Source organism: Bradyrhizobium sp. BRP22, assembly GCF_020194175.1.
Classification (GTDB): domain Bacteria; phylum Pseudomonadota; class Alphaproteobacteria; order Rhizobiales; family Xanthobacteraceae; genus Bradyrhizobium.
In genome coordinates this window covers 92624-115467 of the sequence record NZ_JADYVX010000017.1, presented here as the reverse complement: position 1 = coordinate 115467, position 22844 = coordinate 92624, and the positions used below count along the sequence as shown (strand labels likewise).

At 64.4% G+C, this 22844-nt stretch carries 23 protein-coding genes; 12 read left to right on the top strand and 11 right to left on the bottom strand.

Features of this window, described 5'->3' with window-relative positions:
- Positions 1-43: 43 nt before the first annotated feature.
- The 8 genes from I6F35_RS21520 (at position 44) to I6F35_RS21485 (ending at position 7110) form a co-directional block, all read left to right on the top strand.
- Positions 44-796: a GntR family transcriptional regulator gene (locus I6F35_RS21520; RefSeq protein ID WP_225119669.1), complete on the top strand. Its 753-nt coding sequence runs from the start codon at positions 44-46 to the stop codon at positions 794-796.
- A 52-nt stretch (positions 797-848) separates the two neighbouring features.
- Entirely contained in the window at positions 849-1820 is a 972-nt protein-coding gene (locus I6F35_RS21515) for an ABC transporter substrate-binding protein (RefSeq protein ID WP_225119668.1), read from the top strand.
- A gap of 309 nt (positions 1821-2129) precedes the next feature.
- Positions 2130-2885: an ABC transporter permease gene (locus I6F35_RS21510; protein ID WP_225119667.1), complete on the top strand. Its 756-nt coding sequence runs from the start codon at positions 2130-2132 to the stop codon at positions 2883-2885.
- The gene (locus I6F35_RS21505) at positions 2864-3670 is read left to right on the top strand and encodes an ABC transporter ATP-binding protein (protein WP_225119666.1); all 807 of its coding nucleotides are present in this window, start codon (positions 2864-2866) and stop codon (positions 3668-3670) included. Before I6F35_RS21510 ends, I6F35_RS21505 begins: the two co-directional genes overlap by 22 nt.
- Positions 3671-3679: 9 nt before the next feature.
- Complete coding sequence (locus I6F35_RS21500; RefSeq protein WP_225119665.1) at positions 3680-4480, top strand: ABC transporter permease; 801 nt, start codon at positions 3680-3682, stop codon at positions 4478-4480.
- A 12-nt stretch (positions 4481-4492) separates the two neighbouring features.
- Positions 4493-5158 carry a polysaccharide deacetylase family protein gene (locus I6F35_RS21495; protein ID WP_225119664.1) on the top strand — a complete coding sequence of 222 codons (666 nt, stop codon included), beginning with the start codon at positions 4493-4495 and terminating at the stop codon, positions 5156-5158.
- On the top strand, positions 5155-6024 hold the full coding sequence (locus I6F35_RS21490; RefSeq protein ID WP_225119663.1) for a fumarylacetoacetate hydrolase family protein: 870 nt from the start codon (positions 5155-5157) through the stop codon (positions 6022-6024). The genes I6F35_RS21495 and I6F35_RS21490 overlap by 4 nt, the downstream gene beginning before the upstream one ends.
- Positions 6025-6063: 39 nt before the next feature.
- Positions 6064-7110 carry a 5-methyltetrahydropteroyltriglutamate--homocysteine methyltransferase gene (locus tag I6F35_RS21485; protein ID WP_225119662.1) on the top strand — a complete coding sequence of 349 codons (1047 nt, stop codon included), beginning with the start codon at positions 6064-6066 and terminating at the stop codon, positions 7108-7110.
- 164 nt (positions 7111-7274) lie between these two features.
- Here I6F35_RS21485 and I6F35_RS21480 read toward each other — a convergent pair whose 3' ends face one another.
- The 8 genes from I6F35_RS21480 to I6F35_RS21445 form a co-directional block, all read right to left on the bottom strand.
- Positions 7275-8159, bottom strand: coding sequence for a DUF2778 domain-containing protein (locus I6F35_RS21480; RefSeq protein ID WP_225119661.1), 885 nt, complete (start codon positions 8157-8159; stop codon positions 7275-7277).
- A 286-nt stretch (positions 8160-8445) separates the two neighbouring features.
- Positions 8446-9147 carry an ABC transporter ATP-binding protein gene (locus I6F35_RS21475; RefSeq protein ID WP_225119660.1) on the bottom strand — a complete coding sequence of 234 codons (702 nt, stop codon included), beginning with the start codon at positions 9145-9147 and terminating at the stop codon, positions 8446-8448.
- On the bottom strand, positions 9140-9874 hold the full coding sequence (locus I6F35_RS21470) for an ABC transporter ATP-binding protein (protein WP_225119659.1): 735 nt from the start codon (positions 9872-9874) through the stop codon (positions 9140-9142). The genes I6F35_RS21475 and I6F35_RS21470 overlap by 8 nt, the downstream gene beginning before the upstream one ends.
- A complete protein-coding gene (locus tag I6F35_RS21465; RefSeq protein WP_225119707.1) occupies positions 9861-10853 on the bottom strand; it encodes a branched-chain amino acid ABC transporter permease in 993 nt (330 codons plus the stop codon). The genes I6F35_RS21470 and I6F35_RS21465 overlap by 14 nt, the downstream gene beginning before the upstream one ends.
- A gap of 109 nt (positions 10854-10962) precedes the next feature.
- Positions 10963-12183 (bottom strand): substrate-binding protein, encoded by a 1221-nt coding sequence (locus I6F35_RS21460; RefSeq protein WP_225119658.1) that lies wholly within the window; start codon positions 12181-12183, stop codon positions 10963-10965.
- 2 nt (positions 12184-12185) lie between these two features.
- Positions 12186-13043, bottom strand: a complete 858-nt coding sequence (locus I6F35_RS21455; RefSeq protein ID WP_225119657.1) for a branched-chain amino acid ABC transporter permease — start codon at positions 13041-13043, stop codon at positions 12186-12188.
- Positions 13044-13079: 36 nt separating this feature from the next.
- Positions 13080-14594, bottom strand: coding sequence for an amidase (locus I6F35_RS21450; protein WP_225119656.1), 1515 nt, complete (start codon positions 14592-14594; stop codon positions 13080-13082).
- Between the two features lie 152 nt (positions 14595-14746).
- Positions 14747-15925: a substrate-binding domain-containing protein gene (locus I6F35_RS21445; RefSeq protein WP_225119655.1), complete on the bottom strand. Its 1179-nt coding sequence runs from the start codon at positions 15923-15925 to the stop codon at positions 14747-14749.
- 183 nt (positions 15926-16108) lie between these two features.
- On the opposite strand from I6F35_RS21445, the gene I6F35_RS21440 reads away from it, so the two are divergent.
- Positions 16109-16552 carry a MarR family transcriptional regulator gene (locus tag I6F35_RS21440; protein WP_225119706.1) on the top strand — a complete coding sequence of 148 codons (444 nt, stop codon included), beginning with the start codon at positions 16109-16111 and terminating at the stop codon, positions 16550-16552.
- A 137-nt stretch (positions 16553-16689) separates the two neighbouring features.
- On the opposite strand, the gene I6F35_RS21435 is transcribed toward I6F35_RS21440, so the two are convergent.
- Positions 16690-17112, bottom strand: a complete 423-nt coding sequence (locus I6F35_RS21435; RefSeq protein ID WP_225119654.1) for a DOPA 4,5-dioxygenase family protein — start codon at positions 17110-17112, stop codon at positions 16690-16692.
- Between the two features lie 28 nt (positions 17113-17140).
- Complete coding sequence (locus tag I6F35_RS21430) at positions 17141-18376, bottom strand: amidohydrolase family protein (RefSeq protein ID WP_225119653.1); 1236 nt, start codon at positions 18374-18376, stop codon at positions 17141-17143.
- Between the two features lie 182 nt (positions 18377-18558).
- Here I6F35_RS21430 and I6F35_RS21425 point away from each other — a divergent pair, with 182 nt between their 5' ends.
- The 3 genes from I6F35_RS21425 to I6F35_RS21415 all read left to right on the top strand — a co-directional run bounded on the left by I6F35_RS21425 (position 18559) and on the right by I6F35_RS21415 (position 20268).
- Entirely contained in the window at positions 18559-19428 is an 870-nt protein-coding gene (locus tag I6F35_RS21425; RefSeq protein WP_225119652.1) for a S1C family serine protease, read from the top strand.
- On the top strand, positions 19425-19799 hold the full coding sequence (locus tag I6F35_RS21420) for a LuxR C-terminal-related transcriptional regulator (protein WP_225119651.1): 375 nt from the start codon (positions 19425-19427) through the stop codon (positions 19797-19799). Before I6F35_RS21425 ends, I6F35_RS21420 begins: the two co-directional genes overlap by 4 nt.
- An 82-nt stretch (positions 19800-19881) precedes the next feature.
- Positions 19882-20268, top strand: a complete 387-nt coding sequence (locus I6F35_RS21415; RefSeq protein ID WP_225119650.1) for a YkvA family protein — start codon at positions 19882-19884, stop codon at positions 20266-20268.
- A 96-nt stretch (positions 20269-20364) separates the two neighbouring features.
- Here I6F35_RS21415 and I6F35_RS21410 read toward each other — a convergent pair whose 3' ends face one another.
- Positions 20365-22800 carry a TonB-dependent receptor gene (locus I6F35_RS21410; protein WP_225119705.1) on the bottom strand — a complete coding sequence of 812 codons (2436 nt, stop codon included), beginning with the start codon at positions 22798-22800 and terminating at the stop codon, positions 20365-20367.
- Positions 22801-22844: the final 44 nt, after the last annotated feature.

The following is a 22844-nucleotide window of genomic DNA, read 5'->3' as shown; positions in this document are numbered from 1 at the left end:
AACCCACCGGCAGAAAAAATCGATTTTCGATTGACGACCGTGGTTGGGCTCGCCAATCTCCGCCGCCATGAACGACATCGGGTTGAGTTTTGGTGAGGGATCGGGCGGTGAGCGGCCACGCAGCCTCACATCTGCGGTGCAGGAACGGCTGCGTACAGACATCCTTTCGACCCGGCTATTGCCCGGCCAGAAGCTCCACATCGCTGGCTTGGCAAAACAGTTTTCCGTCAGCCTTGCCGCGGTGCGCGAGGCGCTATCACGGCTGGTGGCGGATGGACTGGTGCAGGCCTCCGACCAGCGTGGCTTCCGCGTCAGCCCGGTCTCGCTCGCCGATCTCGCCGACGTCACGCAGACGCGGATCGACATCGAGGGATTGGCGCTGCGGCGGTCGATCGAGCGCGGCGATGCCGCCTGGCTTGCCGCCGTCGAGGCCGCCTGGGAGGCGCTCAAGGCGGTGCCCTACCGCTATCCCGACCAGCCGGGCGTGCATTATGAGGAATGGGTGGTGCGCCACCGCGTCTTTCATCGCGCGCTCGTCAACGCCTGCGGCTCGCGATGGCTGCTCGGCTTTCGTGACGAGCTCCACGAACAGAGCGAGCGCTACCGCCGGCTGTCGATCCGGCGCGAGGTCGGCAAGCAGCGCGATGTCGAGGCCGAGCACGCCGCGATCGTCGAAGCCGTGCGCCGGCGCGACGCGGATGGCGCCGTGATCGCATTGTCCAAGCACTTCACGATCACCATGGAATTCGTCGAACTCGCTGCGCCCCGGATCGCGGAGGTGAGCGGCACGAACTGACGGCCGGGAACAGTTCCCGGAAAGCAACAAGCATCCTGGAGGAAACCAAACGATGTCCATTTCCCGCCGCCATGCCCTGGCGTCGCTCATCGCCGTCACCATGCTCGCCGCGCCTGTCGCCGCATCCGCGGCCGAGACAATTCGCGTCGGACTGCCGACCAAGACCTACTGGCCGACGACGATCGCGGAGACCGCCGTGCGGCAGAAGCTGTTCGAAAAGGAAGGCATCAACGCCGAACTGACCATTTACCGCGGCGGCGCCGAGACCTTCGAGGCGATGGCAGCAGGTGCCGCCGACATCATCCTCGATCCGCCGTCCCTGGTGTCGGCCGGGCGCAAGAAGGGCGTGATGTCGAAGCTCGTCGCCAACGCCGCGATGGGCAGCTTCGGCTGGCAACTGATGGTGCCGGTCAAGTCGACGCTTGAGGTGAAGGATCTGAACGGCAAGAAGGTCGCGATCACCTCGGCCGGCTCCGGCTCCGACCTGCTCGCGCTGTGGACCGCTCAGGACAAGAAGCTCGAATTCACCCGCGTGCCGGTCGGCGGTGGCGGGCTGGTGCCGAACCTGCTCGCGGGCAATGTCGATGCCGCCGTGGTCTATTCGCCGCTCAGCTTCCAGATTGCGAAGTCGGGCGAGGCACGCACCATCCTCGACTATGCCAAGGAGGTGCCGCCGAACCTGAGCGCCGGCTGGATCGTGCTCGACAAATATGCCGACGCCAAGCCCGAGGTGGTGCAGAAGGCCGTCAACGCGCTCTACGGCGCGCTGCAATTCATGCGCGCCAACCGCGACACGACGGTGAAGCTGATTTCGGAGCTCTACGAGATGCCGGCCGAGATCGCCGCGCTGGAATATGAGAACACGATTATGAAGCTGGAGACCGATGGCAATATGAGCGCCGCGAACGTGCCCGCCGCCGTGCAGCTTTCGCTCGATCTCGCCAAGCTCGGGGGGCTCAAGGACATCGTGCCGGTGGACGAGATCATCTCCACCAAGTTCAAGCCGGTTCCGACGAAGTTCTGATGTCGAAACTCGAGTGGACTGTATCCGCGATGAACGCTGCGCCCCCTCTCCCGCTTGCGGGAGAGGGTTGGGGTGAGGGTGTCTCCGCAATGGGATTCCCCGTGGGGAGAGAGCCCGCACCCGGCGCTACGCCATAGCCGAAGCTTCGCTTCGGCGTTCTCCTTAAGAACGGCCGCCAAAGGCGGCCTACGCCTCTCCCGCAAGCGGGCGAGGTGACTTCAAAGGCCGCTTGGCGGCGAGGTTGCCAAACGGGAGATGCGTATTCTCCCTCTCCCCGCAAGCAAGCGGGAGAGCTGAAGCGAGATCGAGATGCAGGGTAACTTGACCATAAAGCTGGCGCGGATCGCGATCGTGATCGCGATCTTTGCGCTGTGGGAATTGCTGTCGCGCACCGGCATCGTCAATCCGCGGCTGCTGCCGTCGGCCTCCGATACGCTGGTGACGCTCGGCGATCTCCTGCAGCGCGCCGCCGTGCGCAAGGATCTGATGGTGACGGCGACCGAGGTGCTGGCCGCTTTCGCGCTCGCGGTCCCCTGCGGCGCGCTGATCGGCTTCCTGATCGCGGAGAACCGCTACTTTGCCGAAGTGGCGAAGCCGCTGTTGTTCTTCGCCTTCAGCATCCCGAAATCGATCTTCCTGCCGATGTTCATCCTGGTATTCGGCGTCGGCTTCTCGCAAAAGGTCGGGTTCGGCTTCTTCTCGACCATCTTCATCGTGATCATGTCGACCACGACGGCGGTGGAGTCGGTGAAGGTGGAGCATTTGACGGTCGCCCGCTCCTACGGCGCTACGCCCGCGCAGACCGCGTTCCGCGTCTATCTGCCGAGCATGCTGCCGGTGCTCTTGGAAGCGCTGCGGATCTCCATGATCTTCAACCTTACCGGCGTGATCCTCGCCGAGATGTACGCCTCGCGCGACGGTATCGGCCACCAGATCGCGACCTGGGGCGAGAATTTCCAGATGAAGCAATTGCTGGCAGGCGTGGTCATGGTCGCGGCGATCGCGATGACCTTCAACGAACTGATCAGATGGGTGGAAACGCGATGCAGCCATTGGCGAACGTAACACCGCTAAAGCCTCCGCCGCGCGCCGGCGCGATCGAGGTCAGGAATGTCGGGCAGGTGTTCAAGACCTCGACGCAGGACGTCGTCGCGCTCGAAAACGTCTCGCTCGAGATCAAGCCGGGCCGCTTCGTCGTGCTGGTCGGCCCGAGCGGCTGCGGCAAGTCGACGCTTCTGATGATGATGGCCGGCCTGCGCCAGCAGACCACGGGCACCATCACCATCAACGGCGCGCCGATCCCCAAACCCGACCCGGACCGCGTCGGCGTGGTGTTCCAGGAAGCCAGCCTCTTTCCCTGGCTTACCGCGGAGGAGAATGTCGAGTTTCCGCTGGCGCTGCGCGGCGTCGCCAAGAGCGAACGTCGCGCCAAGGCGCAGGAGGCGCTGAAGCTGGTCGGGCTCGACGGTTTCGGCAAGCGTCATCCGCATGAGTTGTCGGGCGGCATGAAGCAACGCGTCTCGATCGCGCGCGGTCTGGTGCAGGATCCGCCAGTGCTGTTGATGGACGAGCCGTTTGCCGCGCTCGACGAGCAGACCCGCATGACCATGGGCGACGAATTGCTGCGCATCTGGTCCGCGACCGGTAAGACGGTGGTGTTCGTCACCCACAGCCTGACCGAGGCCGTCTACCTCGCCGACGAGGTGATCGTGATGTCGGCGCGGCCCGGCCGCATCGTCGACCATCTGCAGGTGCCGCTGCCGCGGCCGCGCACCTATGAGATGCTGAGCGGAGATGCCTTCGGCACGCTGCGCGACCGCATCTGGCGGCACATTCGCAAATCGGCGTGAGGCTTAAGAATGAGCGCGAAAAGGCTGCGGCATCTGATCGTGATCGGCCTGATCGCGCTGTGGGAGATCCTGCCGCGCACCGGCCTCATTCCGGAACTGTTCCTGCCGTCGCTGTCGTCGACGCTCAGGGCCGGATGGAACGAGGCGCCGGAATACGGCCACGCGCTGGCGGTGACGCTCTATGAGGTCGCGATCTCGATGGCGTTCGCCTGCGGCGGCGGCATCCTGCTCGGCGCCATCGTCGGCAGCCTGCCGCGGCCCCGCGTGCTGATCATGCCGATGGTCTCGAGCCTTTACGCAGTGCCGCTCGTGATCCTCTATCCCGTGTTCACGGTCTGGCTCGGCATCGGCACCGAATCCAAGATCGCCTTTGCCTCGATCTACGGCTTCCTGCCGACGATGCTCGCGACCGCGGCGGGAATCCAGACCATCGACCCGCAGCTCATCCTTGCCGCGCGCAGCATGGGCGCGACACTGAGCCAGCGCCTCGTCCGTGTCATCATCCCGGCTGCGATCCCGACCGTGCTGTCGGGCCTGCGCGTCGGCGGTGCGCTCGTCATCGTCGGCGTGGTGGTGTCGGAGATGCTGATCTCGTCCGCCGGCATCGGCTATCTGATCTCGCGCTACCGTACCATACTCGACAGCCCGCATGTGTTCGCCGGCGTGCTGCTGGTGCTGTTCATGGCGATGGCCTTCAACGCCTTGATCAAGTGGATCGAGCGCAAGGCCGCGATCTGGCAGACCGGCACTCGCGCCGGCCAGAGCGCCGCCGACGAGATCGGGTCCGGCGCCGTGCAGCCGGCGACGTAAAGGAATGCATGCGTGTTTGACCTGACGATGAGTTTCGACAATGGCCCGGAGCCGGAGGTCACGCCGCGCGTACTCGACACCTTGCGCGAACGCGACATCAAGACGACGTTCTTCGTGATCGGCGAGAAGCTTTCTGATCCCGCACGGCGCGCGCTCGCAGTCCGCGCCCATGAGGACGGCCACTGGATCGGCAATCACACCTTCAGCCACAGCATTCCGCTCGGCCAGCAGGTGGATGCGAATACGGCCGAGAACGAGATCGGGCGCACGCAGGCTGCGATCGGCTCCCTCGCCCATCCGCAGCGCTGGTTCCGGCCGTTCGGCGGCGGCGGCAATCTCGACGACCGGCTGCTCAAGCCGTCCGTCGTCGATTACCTCACCCGCAACAAGCATAGCTGCGTGCTCTGGAACGCGATCCCGCGCGACTGGGACGATCCTGACGGCTGGGTCGATCGCGCGCTCGATCAATGCCGTTCGCAGCCCTGGACGTTGATGGTGGTGCACGACCTGCCGACCGGCGCGATGGACCATCTCGAGGATTTTCTCGATCGCGCCAAGGCGCTAGGCGCCCGCTTCCGTCAGGATTTTCCGCCCGACTGCGTCCCTATCCGCGCAGGCGAGATCGAGCTGCCAATCGACGCCTATGTTTCCTCCATCGAAGAAAGTGTCAGACCATGAAGATCGCAAGTTTCAAGGCGGCCAATGTCGCGAGCTACGGCATCGTCACCGACGCCGGCGTGATCGACGCCGGCAAGCGGCTGAGGGATTTTCCGACACTCAAGGCGCTGCTTGCGAAGGGCTCGCTTGACGAATTGAAGAAGCTGCAGGGCGACCGCGCGGACTACGCGCTCAAGGATGTCGAGTTGCTGCCGACTGTGCCAGATCCCGACAAGATCCTCTGCATCGGCGTCAACTACGCCACGCATCTTGCCGAGAGCGGCCACCCGACGCCGCCGCATCCGATGATCTTCACCCGTTTCGCCAACAGCCAGGTCGGCGCGGGCCAGCCGATGATCCGACCGCTGGAGTCCGAGCGCTTCGACTATGAGGGCGAGATGGCCGTCATCATCGGCAAGCCTGGCCGTCGGATTTCGCGCGAGGCCGCGCTTGGGCATGTCGCGGGCTATGCCTGCTACAATGACGGCAGCATCCGCGACTGGCAGCGCCACACCTCGCAATTCGCGCCCGGCAAGAATTTCGTCGGCACCGGCGCCTTCGGCCCGTGGATGGTGACGACGGATGAAATTCCCGACATCAGCAAGCAGAGCATCGCCACCCGCCTCAACGGCGTCGAGGTGCAGGCCGCGCCGATCTCGGACCTCGTGTTCGACGTCCCTGCCCTGATCGCCTACTGTTCCACCTTCACCGAGCTTGCGCCCGGCGACGTCATCGTCACCGGCACCACCGGTGGCGTCGGCGCCTATCGCAACCCACCACTATGGATGAAGGACGGCGACGTGGTCGAGGTCGAGATTTCCGGCATCGGCGTGCTGCGCAATCCCGTGAAGGACGAACAAGCCGCCGCGGCGACGCGTGCGGCCTGATCCCTTCGACCAATAACAACAAACAACAAGGAGAATGTCATGAACCTTCCGACGCATCTCTTGCCGACCACCGTAGTCGGCAGCTACCCGCAGCCGGAATGGCTGGTCGATCGCGCCATGCTGTCGAAGGTCGTGCCTCGCACCCGCCTGCATGCGATGTGGCGGTTGCCGGCCGAGCACCTGGAAGAAGCGCAGGACGATGCGACCATCGTCGCCATCAGAGACATGGAGCGCGCCGGCATCGACATCGTGACGGACGGCGAGATCCGCCGCGAAAGCTATTCCAACCGCTTCGCCACCGCGCTCGAAGGCATCGATGACGAAAATCCCGCGATCATCACCGCCCGCACCGGCAGCACGCCGACGCCGGTGCCGCGCGTGGTCGGCCCGGTGAAGCGCACGCGCGCGGTTGAGCTGCACGACATGCAGTTCCTGCGAGAGAACACCGACCGCGCCGCCAAGATCACCCTGCCTGGCCCGTTCACCATGAGCCAGCAGGCCAAGAACGAGTTCTACAAGGACGACGAGGAGCTCGCGATGGCCTTCGCCGAGGCCGTCAACGCCGAGGCGCTCGAGCTGCAGAAGGCCGGCGCCGACGTGATCCAGCTCGACGAGCCCTGGGTGCGCAACAATCCGGACCTCGCAAAACGCTACGCCGTGAAGGCGATCAACCGCGCCCTTGAGGGGCTCACGGTGCCGACCGTCGTGCATCTCTGCTTCGGTTACGCCGCGGTCGTGCCGGGCTCGACCAAGCCGGCCGGCTATTCCTTCCTCGGCGAACTCAATGACACCACGGCCGACCAGATCTCGATCGAGGCGGCGCAGCCGAAGCTCGATCTCGGCGTGCTCAAGGAGCTGTCGTCGAAAAAGATCATGCTTGGCGTGCTCGACCTCGGCAATCCCGAGATCGAGAGCGTGGACACGGTCGCGGGCCGCATCCGCAACGGCCTGAAGCTGGTGCCGGCCGAACGGCTGGTGGTCGCGCCCGATTGCGGCATGAAATACATGCCGCGCCATGTCGCGTTCGGAAAGCTGAAGGCGATGTGCGACGCCGCCGCGCTGGTGCGCAAGGAGATCGGGGGTTAGGTTCGAATTTGCATCCGCGGCGGATGCTGTGCTCCCTCTCCCGCTGCGGGGAGAGCTGGGGTGTCTCCGCGATTGACACTCTTTGAGTGGAGAGAGCCCTGACCCGGCGCGGCGCGCCGACCTCTCCCGCAAGCCGGAGAGGTGAAACGAACCCGCGGCCGCTGCTACGACTGTGACGCCGAGCGCGTGGCTGCCGCCTGCGGTGGGCGGTCGTTGAGCCGGACCACGACGACGATACGCTTGATTTCGCCGTTGCGGTAAGCCTTCAGGAAATGGTCGTAGTTCTTGATCGACACGCAGCCGTTGGAATCGCCGTTCGGGCCGAGCATGTAGCTGTGGGCCAGCAGGCCGGAGCGCCCGAACGTATCCGTGCCGTCGACCGGGATCATGCGCAGCGCCGGCACGCCATGGAACAGCTTCTCGCGCGGCTTCATCTCGTACATGCCGGGCGGCGTTGCGCCGACGTTGCGGGCATTCACGCGGGAGGGGTCATCCATCAGGCTGCCCAGGCCCGAATGCGCCTCGAGCTTGGTGCCGTCAGGCATGTAAACGGTGCGCGCCGTGATGTCGTAGACGGCGGTGGTGCTGTCATAGCCGAGCGTCGTCAGGCTCGGACCGGTACCCGGCAGGATTCCGCCATTCGGCTCCAGGGAGGCCAGCTGCAGCCGTCCCGGCACCCAGTCGGTGATCTTCTGCCATAGCGAGCGATCCTCCGCCTGGGCGACCGGCGTCGGGGGCGGATCATTGACCTGCAGGTTGGCCTCGACCGGGCGCGACCGCGGCAGCGGAATCGTCGTGACCGTGGAGGACGGCGGGCTGGGCTGGCTGGATTGCGCAGGTCCGTCAGCCGCGGTGTCGCGGAGCTGCTCGGTCAGCGAACCCTGGATATGGGCGAATTCGGCGTTGAAATCGGTACGGCTGCCGCGAAGAACCGGGCGCGAGGGGTAGTAGATGAAGGCCGAATCGAGCGTTGAGCGCGTCCCGAACCGATCGTTGAAGGAAATCGCCGCCGACGTGTTCGCCAAGGCCGAACCGCGCAGCAAATCCAAGGGGTTAATCTCTGTGATCCAGGCGGCAAGGGCAGACGCCAACGCAAACGAGGCGACAGAAAATGTCGCCTTGCCCACCCATCGAGCACCACCCCGCGGGCGCTCGGCTGCACCTGTCCCAATGTGACCCATCTAACCCCGGTTCGGCGCATCAGAGCCTCTGACGGGCTCCAGAAGGGATTCACCGAATGAATTGGAGATATCACGGAACAAGACTTGGGCACAATCGAGACCAAATGCCCGGTCGGCCCCCAAAAGTGATGACGGAAAGGCCCGCACAAGCCGTTTAGGGAGCCAGATACCGCAGCAGTTCCGGGTCGTCCCTGACGTCGGCGGCCGGCCCCTTCAGCGCGACGCGGCCACGATCGAGCACATAGGCGTAGTCGGCCACCCGCAGCGCCAGCTCGAGATGCTGCTCGACGATGACCACGGCGATCTCCTTGGCCAGCTCGATCAGCCGTTCGGTGATCTCCTCGATCACGCCGATCCAGACGCCCTCGGTCGGCTCATCCAGCAGCAGCAGTTTCGGATCGCCGAGCATCGCGCGGCCGATCGCCAGCATCTTGCGCTCGCCGCCCGATAGCGTGCCGGCCGGTTGATCGAGGCGCTGGGCGAGTTTCGGGAAGATCGCCAGCACCCGGTCGATGGCGGCTGCGTCGTGACTATAGAGCGCGCCGACCGCGAGATTGTCGCGCACCGACAGCCGCGCAAACACCGAATGCTCCTGCGGCACATAGCCGATGCCGAGCCGCACGCGCTCCTCGGTCGGGCGGCGGCCGATATCCTTGCCGTCGAATTTCAGCGCGCCGTTCCACAGGCCGAGCTCGCCGACAATGGTCTTCATCAGCGTGGTCTTGCCGGCGCCGTTGCGGCCGAGCACGGCGACGCCGCCGCGCCAGGGAATGCCGATATTGACGTCGAACAGCACCTGGCTGCGGCCATAGCCGGCGTCGAGATTGATGATATCGAGGAACTGGCTGTCAGGCACGGCGCAGATAGATCTCCTGTACGTCCTTGCTCGCCTGGATCTCGGCGACCGTGCCGCTCTCCAGCACGCGGCCCTGGTCGAGCACGGTGAGGCGATCGCAGATGTCGCGGATGAAATCGAGGTCATGCTCGACGATGACGAGCGAGCAATGCGACTTGATCGGCTGCAGCAATTCCCCGGTGACGCGCCGCTCCTCCAGGCTCATGCCGCCGGTCGGCTCGTCCAGCAGCAACAGCCGCGGCTTGCCGGCGAGCGCCATCGCGATCTCCAGCCATTGCTGCTGGCCGTGCGACAGCGTCGCCGCCGGCTCATGGGCGCGATCGGCGAGCCGGAATTGCGTGAGCATCGCCATGACCTGGTCGTGCAATATGCCGCGGGTGCGCGACAACACGAGATCGAGCAGCGAACATTGCGCCTGCAGCGCCAGCAGGATGTTGTCGTAGAGCGACAGCGACGGCAGCACGCTGGTGATCTGGAATTTCAGGCTCATGCCGGCACGGGCGCGCTCGGTCGGCGACAGCGCGGTGATGTCGTTGCCCGCAAAGCGCACGATGCCTTCGGTCGGCGTTTCGGCGCCGGCGACACATTTCATCAGCGTGCTCTTGCCCGAACCGTTCGGGCCGATCAGGCCGTGGAATTCGTTCTCGGAGACCGTCAGCCCCGCTCCATCGAGCGCAGTGAGCTTGCCGAACACCTTCCTGATGCCGGTGGCTTCAAGGAGCGGCATGGCTGCGTCCCTTCGCCTTGCCGCCGAAGCTGCCGACGCGCTCGCGTTCGCCAAGCACGAAGCTGATCAGGCCGAGCGGACGGAACAGGATCACCAGGAGCAGCAACACGCCGAGGAGGATCGGCCAGATGTCGCGGTAATTGTCCGACAGCCAGAAGCTGACGCCTTCGATGATCACGGTGCCGATGACGGCGCCGATCAACGTGCCCGATCCGCCGAACAGCACATAGAGCACGACCTGGGTCGAGATCACGACGCCCAGCATGTTGGGCCAGACGAACCCCTCGTGAAACGCATAGAGCCCGCCGGCGAGGCCCGCAATGGCGCCGCCGACGGCAAAGACGATCGCCTTCAGATGCTGCGCCTTGTAGCCGAAGAAGGCGATGCGCTGCTCGTTCTCACGGAGCCCCGCGAGCGCAAGACCGAATTGCGAGCGCACCAGGAAACGACACAGCAGATAGACGACCAGGAGAATGCCGAGCGCGAGATAGTAATAGACCGGCCCCTCCGTAATATCGGTGCTCCCGAGCGACATCGGCGGAATCGAGGGAATGCCGTTCTGGCCGCCGAGATAATACCAGCCGCGCGCCAGGCGATCGGCGGCATAGGATCCGGTGAGCGTGCCGAGCGCGACGAAGATCATGCTCGACGGGTTGCGGCCGAGCAACAGGAAGCCGCCGAGCAGGAGCGAGAATATCAGCCCGATCAGCATCGCCGCGGGCAGCACCAGGAAGATCGAAGTGACGTTGAGGTCGCGCGCCAGCAGCGCCACGCCGTAGCCGGCCGAGCCGAAGAACAGGGCCTGGCCAAAGCTCATGATGCCGGCATAGCCCCAGACGAGGTCGAACGACAGCGCGAACAGCGCCAGGATGATGACGCGGGTGGCGAACACGGTCAGGTAGTCCTGCAGCACCAATGGCAGGAAGACCGCGACCAGCAGCACCAGGATTTCGACGATCGGCAGGACCCTGCGCGGCATCGCGACCCGTGACGTCGGCGCCGCGGTGGCGCCGCGCTCAGTTTTCGAGATGTCCGGCTGTTCGTCGATCCCCGTACGAACCGCCTGCTCGGTTGCGCCCATTCTTCGCTCAGCATTCCTTGGGATCGACCAGCCCGCTGCTGCGGGCCACGATCTCGTACACGCCGCTTTTGGCGACGGCCGTGTACATGTTCATCTTGCAGTGCCGCTTCCCCGGCACCATCTCGGCCGGACCGCCCGGCCCTTCCGCGATCTTGGCGTGATCGAGGGCCGCCGCAACGGAATCGCGATCGATCTTGCCGGCCTCCTTCACGGCGGCCGCCCACAGCTTTAGCCCGCGATAGGTTCCGGTCGCAGCGCTGCCGGCGGCGAACAGGAAATTGCCGGGGAAATCCTTCTCATAGCTCGCCTGGATCTTGGCGCTGACCGGATCGTCCTTGGTCAGCGCCTTGAAATAATCGAGACAGCTCGCGAGTCCCTCGATCTCGTTGGCCTGGTTGATGTTGAGCGTGTTCTCGTCATAGTAGACGCAGGACAATCGGCCGCCATTCTTCAGGAAACCGGCCTCATAAAGCTGCTTGAAGAACGGCCCGACGCCGGGCGGGATCACCGTGTTGAAGACGACGTCGACCTTGTTGGAGATGACGCGGTTGACGGTGGCGCTGAAATCGACCTGGTCGAGCGGGTAATATTCCTCGAAGATCACCTCGCCGCCATTGGCCTCGATCACCTTGCGGGCATAGACGTTCAGGGTGTGCGGCCAGACGTAATTGGCGCTCGGCAGCGCGAAGCGCTTGCCGCCGTTCTTGATCAGCCAGGGGATGAACTCGTCGCATTGCTGTGCCGGCGTCGGCCCGGTGCAGAACAGATAGGGCGTGCACTCCTTGCCCTCGTAGAGCTGCGGATAGATGTAGAGCGTCTTGCCGCGGGCGACGATCGGGTCCTTGATCGCGTTGCGCATCGAGCTCGTGATGCCGCCGAGCACGAGATCGACCTTGTCGCGCTGGATCAGCTTGCGGACATTGCCGACCGCGACCGACTCATTGGACGCAGTGTCCTCGATGAACAGCTCGATGGGACGGCCGAGCAGGCCGCCGGCGTCGTTGATCTCCTTGACCACCATCTTGGCCGTATTGGCGTCGGCATTTCCGGCATAGGCGATCGGCCCGGTGAGGTCGGTGGCGATGCCGACCTTGATCGGACCTTCGGCGGCATTGGCCCATTCGGGACGGATCACCCAGCTTCCCACGCCGGTCGCGATCGCGGTGGAGGCAAAGGCAAAGTTCTGCAGGAACCGACGCCGGCTCAACTTCAAATGATCGCTACGCATGACTAGACCCCTTTTCCCGAAAGCAGGCCTTGCGGCCGGAATTTGATGAAGACGATGGCAAGCACGAAGACGAGGATGTCGGCGATCACGGGCGCCATCACCCACGGCAGCGCCGCGCTCAGCGTGCCGATCACCGCCGCGCCCGCGACGGGGCCGATGAACGAGCCTACGCCGCCGACCATGACCGCGACAAAGCCCTGGATCAGAAAGCGGATGCCGAGATCGGCGAACAGGCTGAATACCGGCACCAGCAGCGCGCCGGCCAAGCCCGCAAGCGCCGCACCGAAGGCAAAGGTGGTGCCGTACATCGCGGCAGTGGAAATGCCCGAGGCCCGGGCAAGCGCCGGATTCTCCAGCGTGGCGCGCACGCGCAGACCGAAGGTGGTGCGCGACAGCAGGAAATAGCAGCCGATCATCACCAGAATGGTGACCACGATGATGGTGAAGCGCCATGCCGAGATATGGACGGTGCCGAGATCGATCGAGCCGCCGATCGGCTCAGGCACCGAGAGATAGAGCCCGCCGATCAGGCCGCGCACGCATTCGCGGATGATCAGGCCGAGCGCATAGGTGCCGAGCATCGCGACGATCGGCGCTGCGTAGAAGCGCCGGATGATCAGCGCCTCGAGCACGAAGCCGAGCGCACCGACCAGGAACGGCGCGGCCGCCATGCCGACCCAGACCGGGATGCCATGGCTGTAGGCGAGATAAGTGATGTAGGCTCCCAGCAGGACGAACTCGCCCTGGGCAAAGTTGAAGATCCCCATCATGCTGGCGATGATCCCGAGCCCCAGCACGACCAGGACGATGATCGCGCCGAAGCTCAGGATTTCGAAAGCGGCGACGAATGCACTACCCATGCATCGCGATCCGGCCGAAGTGCAACGCGGGCCTCCTCACATCTTCTTCCAGTCGCCGGACTTCTCGAAAGCGTGCGCGGCGCGGTAGATGGTCGACTCCTCGAAGTGGCGGCCGACCAGCATCAGCCCGACCGGCAGGCCATCGACCATGCCGCACGGCAGCGACATCGCCGGATGATGGGTGATGTCGAACGGCGCGGTGTTGGAGATCATCTCCAGCGCACGCGCCACATAGTCCTCGCGGCTCGCATTCGCGGGCGGCAGCGGCGGCGCCTTCATCGGCGTCGTCGGCAGCAGCAGCAGGTCATAGTCCTTGAATACCGCGTCATAGGCGGCTGTCAGCCGGCGCGAGATGTTCACCGCCTTGCCGTAATAGCGCGGGCCGAAGGTGTTGTTGATGTAGGTGCCGAACAGCAGCAACAGCTTGGTGGTTTCCGAAAGCGAATCCGCCTGCCGTCGCCAGCCGCGATGGAAATCCATCAGCGAGGTCGAATAGAGATCGGATCGGCTGAGGCCATAGCCGTCACCATACATCATGGTCTGCGTCATGCCCTCGGTGCCGATCGGCATCCAGATCGCGGGACCGAGCAGATGCATCGGGATGGAGACGTCGCTGACGGAGGCACCGAGATCCTTGAAGCGCTTCGCCGCCTCGCGGACGCTTTCATTCACCGCGGGCTCGGCTCCGGCCTGCTCAAACCCTTCCTTGAGCACGGCGATCTTCAATCCCTTCACGCCCTGGCTGAGCGCCTTGGTGTATTCATCAACCTTCGGCGCCTTGATGCGGGGATCGTAGCCGTCGTCGCCGGCGAGCACTTCGAGCAGCAACGCATTGTCTTCCACCGTCGCCGTCATCGGCCCGGTGTGATCGACGAAGATCTCGATCGGCATCACGCCAGTGTAGGGCACGAGCCCCCAGGTCGGCTTCATGCCGTAGGTGCCGCAGAACGACGACGGCATGCGGATCGAGCCGCCCTGGTCGCCGCCGATCGCCATGTCGACCTCGCCAAGCGCCACCACGACGCCGCTGCCCGACGACGATCCGCCGGCCGAATAGCCCATCTTGTGGGGGTTATGCACCGCCCCGGTGGAATTGGTGTGGCTGCCGCCGGAGATGCAGAAGGATTCGCAATGCACCTTGCCGGCGATCTCCGCGCCGGCATCCAGCATGCGCGTCACGATCGTCGCGTCGAAATCGGGAACATAGCCCTCGAGTGTCGCCGAGCCGTTCATCATGGGCACGCCGGCCAGCATGATGTTGTCCTTCAGGGCGACCTTCTTGCCCTTCAGCTTGCCGGAGTCTGCGCCCTTTACCGTTGCCTTGCGGTACCAGGCGTTGCGCGGATTCTCCTCAGGGCTCGGCCGATAGCCGGGCGTGCGCGGGTATTTTACCGGAGGCACCTCGTCGGGCATCGAGGCGACGAGGTTGTAGGCGTCGACCGAGCTCTGCATCAGCCCGCGGAACGAAGCGACGTCTTCGTCTGAAAGCGCGAGGCCGCATTGCGCGGCGACCGCGCGAAGTTGCGTTGGGGTCGGAAGCACGACGGACAAGACACTCTCCCTGGAAGCTTGATGATTGGCGCGGCCGAGCGCATGCGAGAACGCGGTCTCACCTGAAGCCGCCGAGGTATTACAGACGGAAATATTTTCCTTTTCAAGAATTATTTTGCAGAAGCGCGTGCAGGCGCCACTCCTTCCGTGCGTCAGATCGTCTTGATCAGCTTGAAATCGAGGCCGTCTGCTTCGGCGAGATACATCGGCATCTCGGCGCGGCCGTTGCGGATGGTGATCGGCCCGCGCGCGCCGGTATAGACGATGTTGCGGCCCGCGGTGAGCAGCGGCTTGAACGCCAGCGAGCCAGCGCGCTCGGCAGCCGCTTGCAGGAAGCGCAGACCCTCGTAGTTGGATTGGGCCACCGAGCCGATCGGCGGCGCGGTGGGGCCGAACATGGCGTGATACTGGCTGAGGAAATCATCGTTGGCGCGCGAGCCGACGCCGATGAAATAGCCGGAAGCGCAGAACAGGTTCTCGGTGTTGTCGGCGCCGATACCGAGCAGCACGGTCTCATCCATCGCGCCGGCCAATCTGAGCGTCGTTGCCGCCAGGCCGCTCTCGGCGAAGGCGCGGTTGAAGGTGATGCTGTCGGTGCCGATCAGCGAGATCAGCACGACATCCGGGCGCGCGGCGCGGATGCGCGCGAGATGCGCGGAATGATTGTCCTCGCCAACGGGGACGAACTCCTCGCCCACCACCTGCCCGCCGGACTCGGCGATATATTTCTTCACCGCGCGATGCGACTGCCACGGCCAGACATAGTCGCTACCGATCAGATACCAGCGCGAGGCCTTCTTGACATCGGCGAGCCAGCGGATCGCCGGACGGCTCTGCCAGCGCGGCGTCTCGCCGATCGCCATCACGCCCGGCGTGCGCTCGCCGCCTTCGTAGACCGGCGTGTAGATATAGGGCACCCGGCCGCCGGTGACCTTGCGCAGCGCGACGCGGACTGCGCTGATATGCGAGCCCATGATCACGTCGACTTCGTCGAGTGCGACCGCCTCTGCGGCGCGGCGCACGACGTCGTCGATCGGGCCCCCCGCATCCAGCATGGTCAATTCGATCTCGCGGCCCAGGATGCCGCCACGACGGTTGATTTCGGAGACCGCGAGCAACACCGCGTTGGTGGTGGCGGGCCCCCAGATGCCGGGCGAACCGGAGAAGGTGAGGAAGTTCGCTACCCGCAGCTTGTTATGTGCGCCGCCTCGCTTGCTGAAACCGACATCAGCAGGATGCCAGGACGGGTCGATCGTCGGCGCCGAAAGGCCTTTGAACATGAAGGGCGGCATGGGGGCGCCGCCGCTGTTGACGCTGACTGTTGAGAGCACGCCCACTCCTGTCCGACACTTCGCCCCTTGTCGCAGGGCGCATCGGTGCGCCCGCCGCCGGTTTCCACCCGTTCGACAAATATCCTAGGCGAAAATATTGAAAGTTCAACAATTGGCATGCATATAGAACGGGCAATCAGCGCAAGTCATTCGCTCACCAGGGTCAAAACAAAGTCTTCCATCGTGGCCAAACCGCCAAGCCAAGATACTCCCCTTAACGAACACCTCGCTTACCTGCTCGCGCAAGCCAACCGGGAAATCAACCGGCAACTTGAAATGCGTCTGGCCAAGGAGGGTGTGCCGGTCGAGCAGTGGCGAATCCTGAAGGTCCTGTCCGATGGCAACGGACGTTCGATGGGCGAGCTTGCGGAAGCCGTGCTGCTCAACCATCCGACGCTGACGAAGATCGTCGACCGCATGGTGTCCGACGCCCTCGTCTACCGCGTCCAGGATCCCAAGGACCGTCGCAAGGTGCTGATGTTCTGCTCCGAGCGCGGAAAGATCCTGTGCCAGCGATTGAACTCGCTGGCGATGAGCCAGGAAGCGCATATCGTCGAGAACTACGGCAACAAGTCCACCAACGAATTGAAGCGGCTGCTCGAAAGCCTGATCGACAGCGCGAATTGAATTGAGTCGGCCGCACTCACAGATTGCCCAGTTGCCACGCTATCTCCGCTCGTCATTGCGAACGGAGCGAAGCAATCCATCTTTCCACAAGCAGCACCATGGATTGCTCGCTGCGCCGGCAATGACGTAAGGAGGAATCACGGCCGCAGATGCGGCGTCGTATTCGGTGCGGGCGCCAGTTCGAGCTCGGTCTCCTCGGGCAGCTTCTCGCCGTGCACGGCGAGCGGCCGACCAATCCAGAGCGGATCCGTCAGATGGTCGCGGCGCGGATTGGTCGTGTTCGGATGCACGAGGATGCTGAGGCTGCCATGGTTGAGCATCAGCCATGGCACGAACTCGGCAAACACCTCCCTCGCGAAAGCCACCTGATACATGGCCTGATCGTGCGGCCCGACCTTGACATCGTGCCATCGGCCGAGCGTGACCAGGAAGCGCTCGCCGATCCGTGTCCTCAGGCGCTCAGCCTCCGGCCGCGTCGCTGCCGGATCATAGTAGATGTGGGCGTGATAGCTCGCGATCTCGCCGATCGACCGCGGTCCATCTTGCTGCGAATCGCTCATCCGTCTTCACCTTCGAAAGACCCGATCTTCATCTCCGCTTGATTTGGGCCAGATCGCTCATATGCGCAAGATCAACCATGCGTCCGTGGCTGATGACGGCGGCAGGCGGGGCATGAAAGCGAAGCACGTTCGTGACGTCAGGATGATCGAGCACGACGAGATTGGCGGGGTATCCTGCCTCGATCCCGTACTTCGCCAGATTGATCGCTGCCGCCGGTCGCGACGTGATCATATCATGGAGCGTATTGATCTCCTGTTCCTTGGTCATCCACAACAGATGCGCGGCGAGAAACGCCACCTCCGCCATGTTGTTCCGGCCGAATGGATAATAGGCATCGGAAATATCGTCCTGGCCGAGGCAGACGTTGACGCCCTGCTGCAGGAGCTGCTTGACCCGCGCATGCAGCGGGCCGGTGTGGGGATCGCTGACGATGCTGACGCGCGCCTGCCGCAACAGCTCGGTCAACTCGCCGAAATAGGCTTCGGGATAGAGCGACATTGCGCGGCAATGATGCGCCAGCGCCCGTCCCTGATAGCCGCGCGCGATCGCCTGGCGCGCCATCGCTTCCAGCGTCTTCATGCCGGGATCGCCGACATCGTCGAGCAGCATCGAGATATCCGCGTTGAACTCGGCGGCAAGATCGAAACAGAAATCGATGTGGGCCTGCATGTCGCCGGCACTGGATTCGATCCAGGGAATGCCGCCGACAACATCGGCCCCTATCGCCATCGCTTCCCGCATCAACACGTCGGCACCGGGCTCGCGCGCAAGCCCGTCCTGCGCGAAGGCCACGACCTGGAGATCGACGATGCCGCGGAATTCCTCGCGGACCGTCAGCAGCGCCTTGACGCCCTCAAGCCGTGCCTTGGCGTCGACATCGGCAAAGGCACGGATATGCAGATTGCCATGCAGCGCCGCCAGTGCGACCGCGCGCCTGGCGTTCGGAATGATCCAGGACGCATCGTATTTTTCCTTCACCGCGGCGGCGAGATCGATCGCCTTCGCCGCCTCGCTCATGCCGCCGCCGTGATAGGCCTCGAGCGCCGCTTCCGACATCATCGGCAGTGTCCACACCTTGCAGAGATGCAGATGAGCGTTGACATAAGGCGGCGTGACCAGATTTCCGCCGGCATCCAATGTCAGGCGGGCATCGCTGCCGAGGCGCGGCGCTATCTCGGCAATGACGCCATCCGAAATCGCGATGTCCGCAAGCGTGTCGCCCTGGCCGAGCAAACGGGCGTTTCGGATCAGGAGGTCAGTCATCAGAGAATTCCAGTCAGGCAGGAGAATTGGGAAGCCGGGCCCTCGTTTCGAGCGCCGCAATGCACATCTGATGCAAGAAGGATACCGCTCCTGGAGGCGGGCCGTTGACGCCTGCCCACCCGGGCAGTTTCCAACGGCGCAGGAGCATGCCCAGATCAAGGACAATTCAACGGAGTGTTGCCATGTCCGATCCCTCAGTGCTCGCCACATTCTCCAGCGCGATGGCCGACATCGTCGCCCGCGCCGCACCTGCCGTCGTCTCCGTGCACTCGCATCGCTCGCGGGCCTCGGGCTTCGTCTGGAAAGCGGGCCTGATCGTCACCGCCGACGAGGCGCTGGCCGAAGAAGGCGAGGTCATCATCAGGCTTGCCGACGGAACGGAGCGTCCTGCGACCATCGCCGGACGCGATCACACCACCGATATCGCATTGTTGCGCACCGACACCTCCAACCTCGCGCCGATCAAGCTTTCACCCGAAGTGCCGGCACTCGGATCGCTGGCCCTGGTCGTCGCCGCCGAGCGTGGCGTACCCGCGGCGGCGCTTGGCCTGATATCGCTGGTCGGCGGCCCCTGGCGGAGCCTGCGCGACGGCGACATCGATGCGCGCATCGAGCTCGACGTCCGACTGAGATCCAGTCACGAGGGCGGGCTTGCACTCAATGCCGCCGGCGAGGCCATCGGCATGGCCGTGCTCGGCGCGCGGCGCGTCCTTGTCATTCCGGCCGCGACCATCGGGCGCGTGGCAAGCCGGCTCGAAACCTATGGTCGGATCGCGCGCGGCTATCTCGGGCTCGGCCTGCAGCCGGTCAAGCTCGACGACGGCATCGGCGCGATGGTGATGAGCGTCGACAAGACCGGCCCCTCGGCCGCCGCCGGCATCCGGCAGGGAGACGTGATCGTCGGCTGGAACGACGAGAAGATTTCCGGCGTGCGGGCGCTGCTCAGGGCGCTCGGGCCCGACAGCGTCGGCGCCACCGTGGACGTGGCGGTGCGGCGCGGCGGCGAGCCGGTGCGGTTCAAGCTGACGGTCGGCGAAAGGCCGGAGACGTGAGCGAAGAAACCTCCCCTCCGCTCGTCATCGCCATCGACGTCAGCGATCCTGCGCTCGCGGACCGGCTGGCTTCGCTGCTCGCCGGTGTCGCAGGCGTGCGTCTTGCCGCGCCGGGCGAGACGGCGAGCATCGCGCTGGTCTCGCGGGATCAGCCGGCGGGCGAGCGGTCGGAGATCGAGCTGACGCCGCGCGAGCGCGACGTGCTGGCGCTGATGGCCGAGGGCGCCTCAAACAAGGCGATTGCGCGGCAGCTCGGGATATCCGTGCACACCGCCAAATTCCACGTCAGTTCGCTGCTCGACAAGCTCGATGCCACCGGCCGCACCGATGCGGTGGCGCATGCGGCACGGCGCGGGGTGATCCATCTTTAGGGTGGAAGCGGGGTCCTGTGCCGCATCGCCTGCCGAGGCCGCCGATGGTAGTGATTGCCGGCGAACTCCGTCACGGGGCCCTATGCTGGACCGCATCAAGAACGCTGTCAGGACTTGGGCGCGCGCGCTCAAGCGCGACAGTCGCGCCGTCTATCTCGCCGCCCGCGATCCGCGGGTGCCGTGGTATGCGAAGCTGCTCGCCATTGCGGTCGCCGGATACGCGCTCTCGCCGATCGACCTGATTCCCGACTTCATTCCGGTGATCGGCTATCTCGACGATCTCGTGCTCGTGCCGCTCGGCATCTGGCTCGTGATATCGCTCGTCCCGAAAGAGATCATGGTCGAGTGCCGCGCCAGGGCGAGCGACGCCTCGCCCCCCGCGAGCCGCACTGCGATGGCCGTCATCATCTCCGTCTGGATCGGCGCGGCACTGGCCCTCGGTTGGGCGGCCTATACGCGCTGGGGTTAGAGCTTCGGTTCTGATTGAATCAGAACCGAAGCTCTAGATTCTTGTTTTGACGCGTTTTCTTCACGCGAACCGGTATCCACTTCGCTCGAAAACGCTCTAAAACGTCGCCCGTACCCCCGCATAGAAGGCGCGCGGCCGCGCCGGGCTCACCGAGCGCGGATCGGTGAACTCCGTGCCGCCGGCGGGGAAATTCGGGACGTCGCCGGTATCGAAGAAGGTGCCGTAGGTCGCATAGCGGCTGTCGAGCAGATTATCGATGCGGGCATAGATCTGGAAGTTCTTGGTGAACTGGTAAGAGGCGTGGGCATTGAACACGGCGTACGACGCAAGCTTCGGCGCCTGGTTGGATTCGTCGCCGACAAAATACTGGCCGCTGACGTAGATCGCGTCCGCGCCGACCTTGAACTGATCGGTGAGCGCATAGTCGAAGCCGGCCTTGATGCGATGGCGGGGAACGGCGGGAACCTGGTTGCCCGGCAGGATCTGCACATTGCCGTTCTCATCCGCGAAGGGGCTGTTGGAGCCGACCTGCAGCGCATCCAGGAATCGCGCGTCGACAAAGGCGTAGCTCGCGTACATCTGCAGCGCGGATGATTTTACCTGGATCTCGGCCTCGACACCCTGCCGTCGCGTCGAGCCGACATTCTGGAAATAGCCAAAGCCCTGCAGCTCCGGACTTGGGATCGCAAGAATGTCGTCGCTGTTGGTGGCGCGGAAGCCGCCGACCTTCCAGGAGAGCGTGCCGATATTCAATTCCTTGGTGCCGCGCAGGCCGGCTTCCACGGTGCGCGATACCACCTGCTTCAGCGGCGGATCGGAGACCAGGAAGGCGGCGACGATGCAGGGGCGCGCGGGATCCGAGCAGCCCAGCTCCAGCGGCGTTGGCGCGCGATTGGCTTCGGAATAGCCGGCATAGGCGGTCAGCTCGGGCGTGATCTTGTAGGTGCCGCCGATGATCGGATTGAAGCGGTCATAGGTGTGGAAGCCGCTCAGATCGCCGCCGAGCTGGTCGTCGAGCCTGATGCGCGCATTATTGAAACGACCGCCTCCCGTGATCGAGAACGCGTTCGTCACATCGAAGGTGTCGAGCGCATAGATGCCGGTATATTGATTGGTGGTGCGCAGTGAGACCGGGCCGATCGAGATGGGATCGCCGGACTGGCCGAGGAAGATGCCGCTGCCGCTGACCACATAGTTCGGGCCGATGGTGCCGAGTTCGGCACTCGCGTTGAAATACGTGACGCTGGTATCAAAGCTCCCGCCGACGGTGAATTTGTTGTTGTGGCCGAATAGCTGATCCTCATTCGTCGCCGCCAGTTGCATGCCCCCCGTGGTCGACCTCGTCGTGGTGCGGTCGTTCTCGCCCAGCACCGCGCCCGCCGGAAACGGATTGGCGAGCTGAACACCATTCACGCCATTTGCGGGGACATCATCACTGTTGAAGCAGAGGAGCCCCGCATCGTCCTCGCAGGGCTCGGTCTCGGTCGGATTGCCGTCTTGCGTCCTCTGCTTGAAGAAACGCAGACGCGCGGCGCCCTCGATGGTCCAGGTCGGCGTCGCTTCCACCCTTCCTGTCAGGTTGAAGTAACCGACCTTGTTGGCAGAGGTCTGCGGTGTCGTGTAGGTCGCCCCCCAATATCGCTGCAGCAGCTGGACGGGCACCGTCGCTGCCGCGCCAAACTTGTTGTCGGCAAGCCCGATATTGAGATGGAATTCACTGACGTCATTCTTGTGGGCGATATCGCCGTAGAAGCGACGGATGTCGGACTGGGAAAAGTTGCGATAGCCGTTGTCGTGCAGGCCTTCGAGTGCGCCATAAACGGCAAAATTGTCGATCTGCTTGCCCCATTGCGCCGAACCCTGGAAACGGCCGAACGAAGCGCCCATGCTGTTGATCTCGGCGCCCTGATAGAAAAAACCGTCCTTCATTTGAACGACGACGGCGCCGCCGAGCGCGTTGAGGCCGAAGGCTGGATTGTTGGTCACAACATCGATGGACCTGACCGCGCTGGTCGGAATCAGGTCCCAGTTGACGGTGTCGCCGAAGGCTTCATTGACCCTCACCCCGTTCTGGTAGACCGCAAGGCCCTGCGGCGTGCCCGCCACGGGAGACGCGACGAAGCCGCGGAACTGGATGTCCGGCTGAAAGGGATTGCCGGCGACCTCGTTGATGGTGATGCCCGGCACGCGCTGATCGAGCGCGGTGGTGATATTAAGCGAATCGGTTCGCGCGATTTCTCTGCTGTCGACGACATTGACGGCTGCCGGAATCTTGTCCGCCTCGACCGTCGCAGCCGAATCCGAGGTCGGGGTCGGCGCGGTCGGGACATACACCACCCGTGGCGATCTTGTTCGCGCGCGGGTGGGACCCGTGGCGGGACGGCCGCGCCTGGCGCGGTCGCCCGGCGTCACCTCCACCGGCGGCAATGCCTCGACCTGCTGCCCCGCGCCCTGGGCAAAACCAGTCTCGTTCGCAACGACAACAACAACACCTGTCGCAATCGATGCGACAAGCAGCACCCGCACGCCCATTTTTCCCACCCGTTCCACCCACCGTCCGGCTGTTGTCGCCGGTT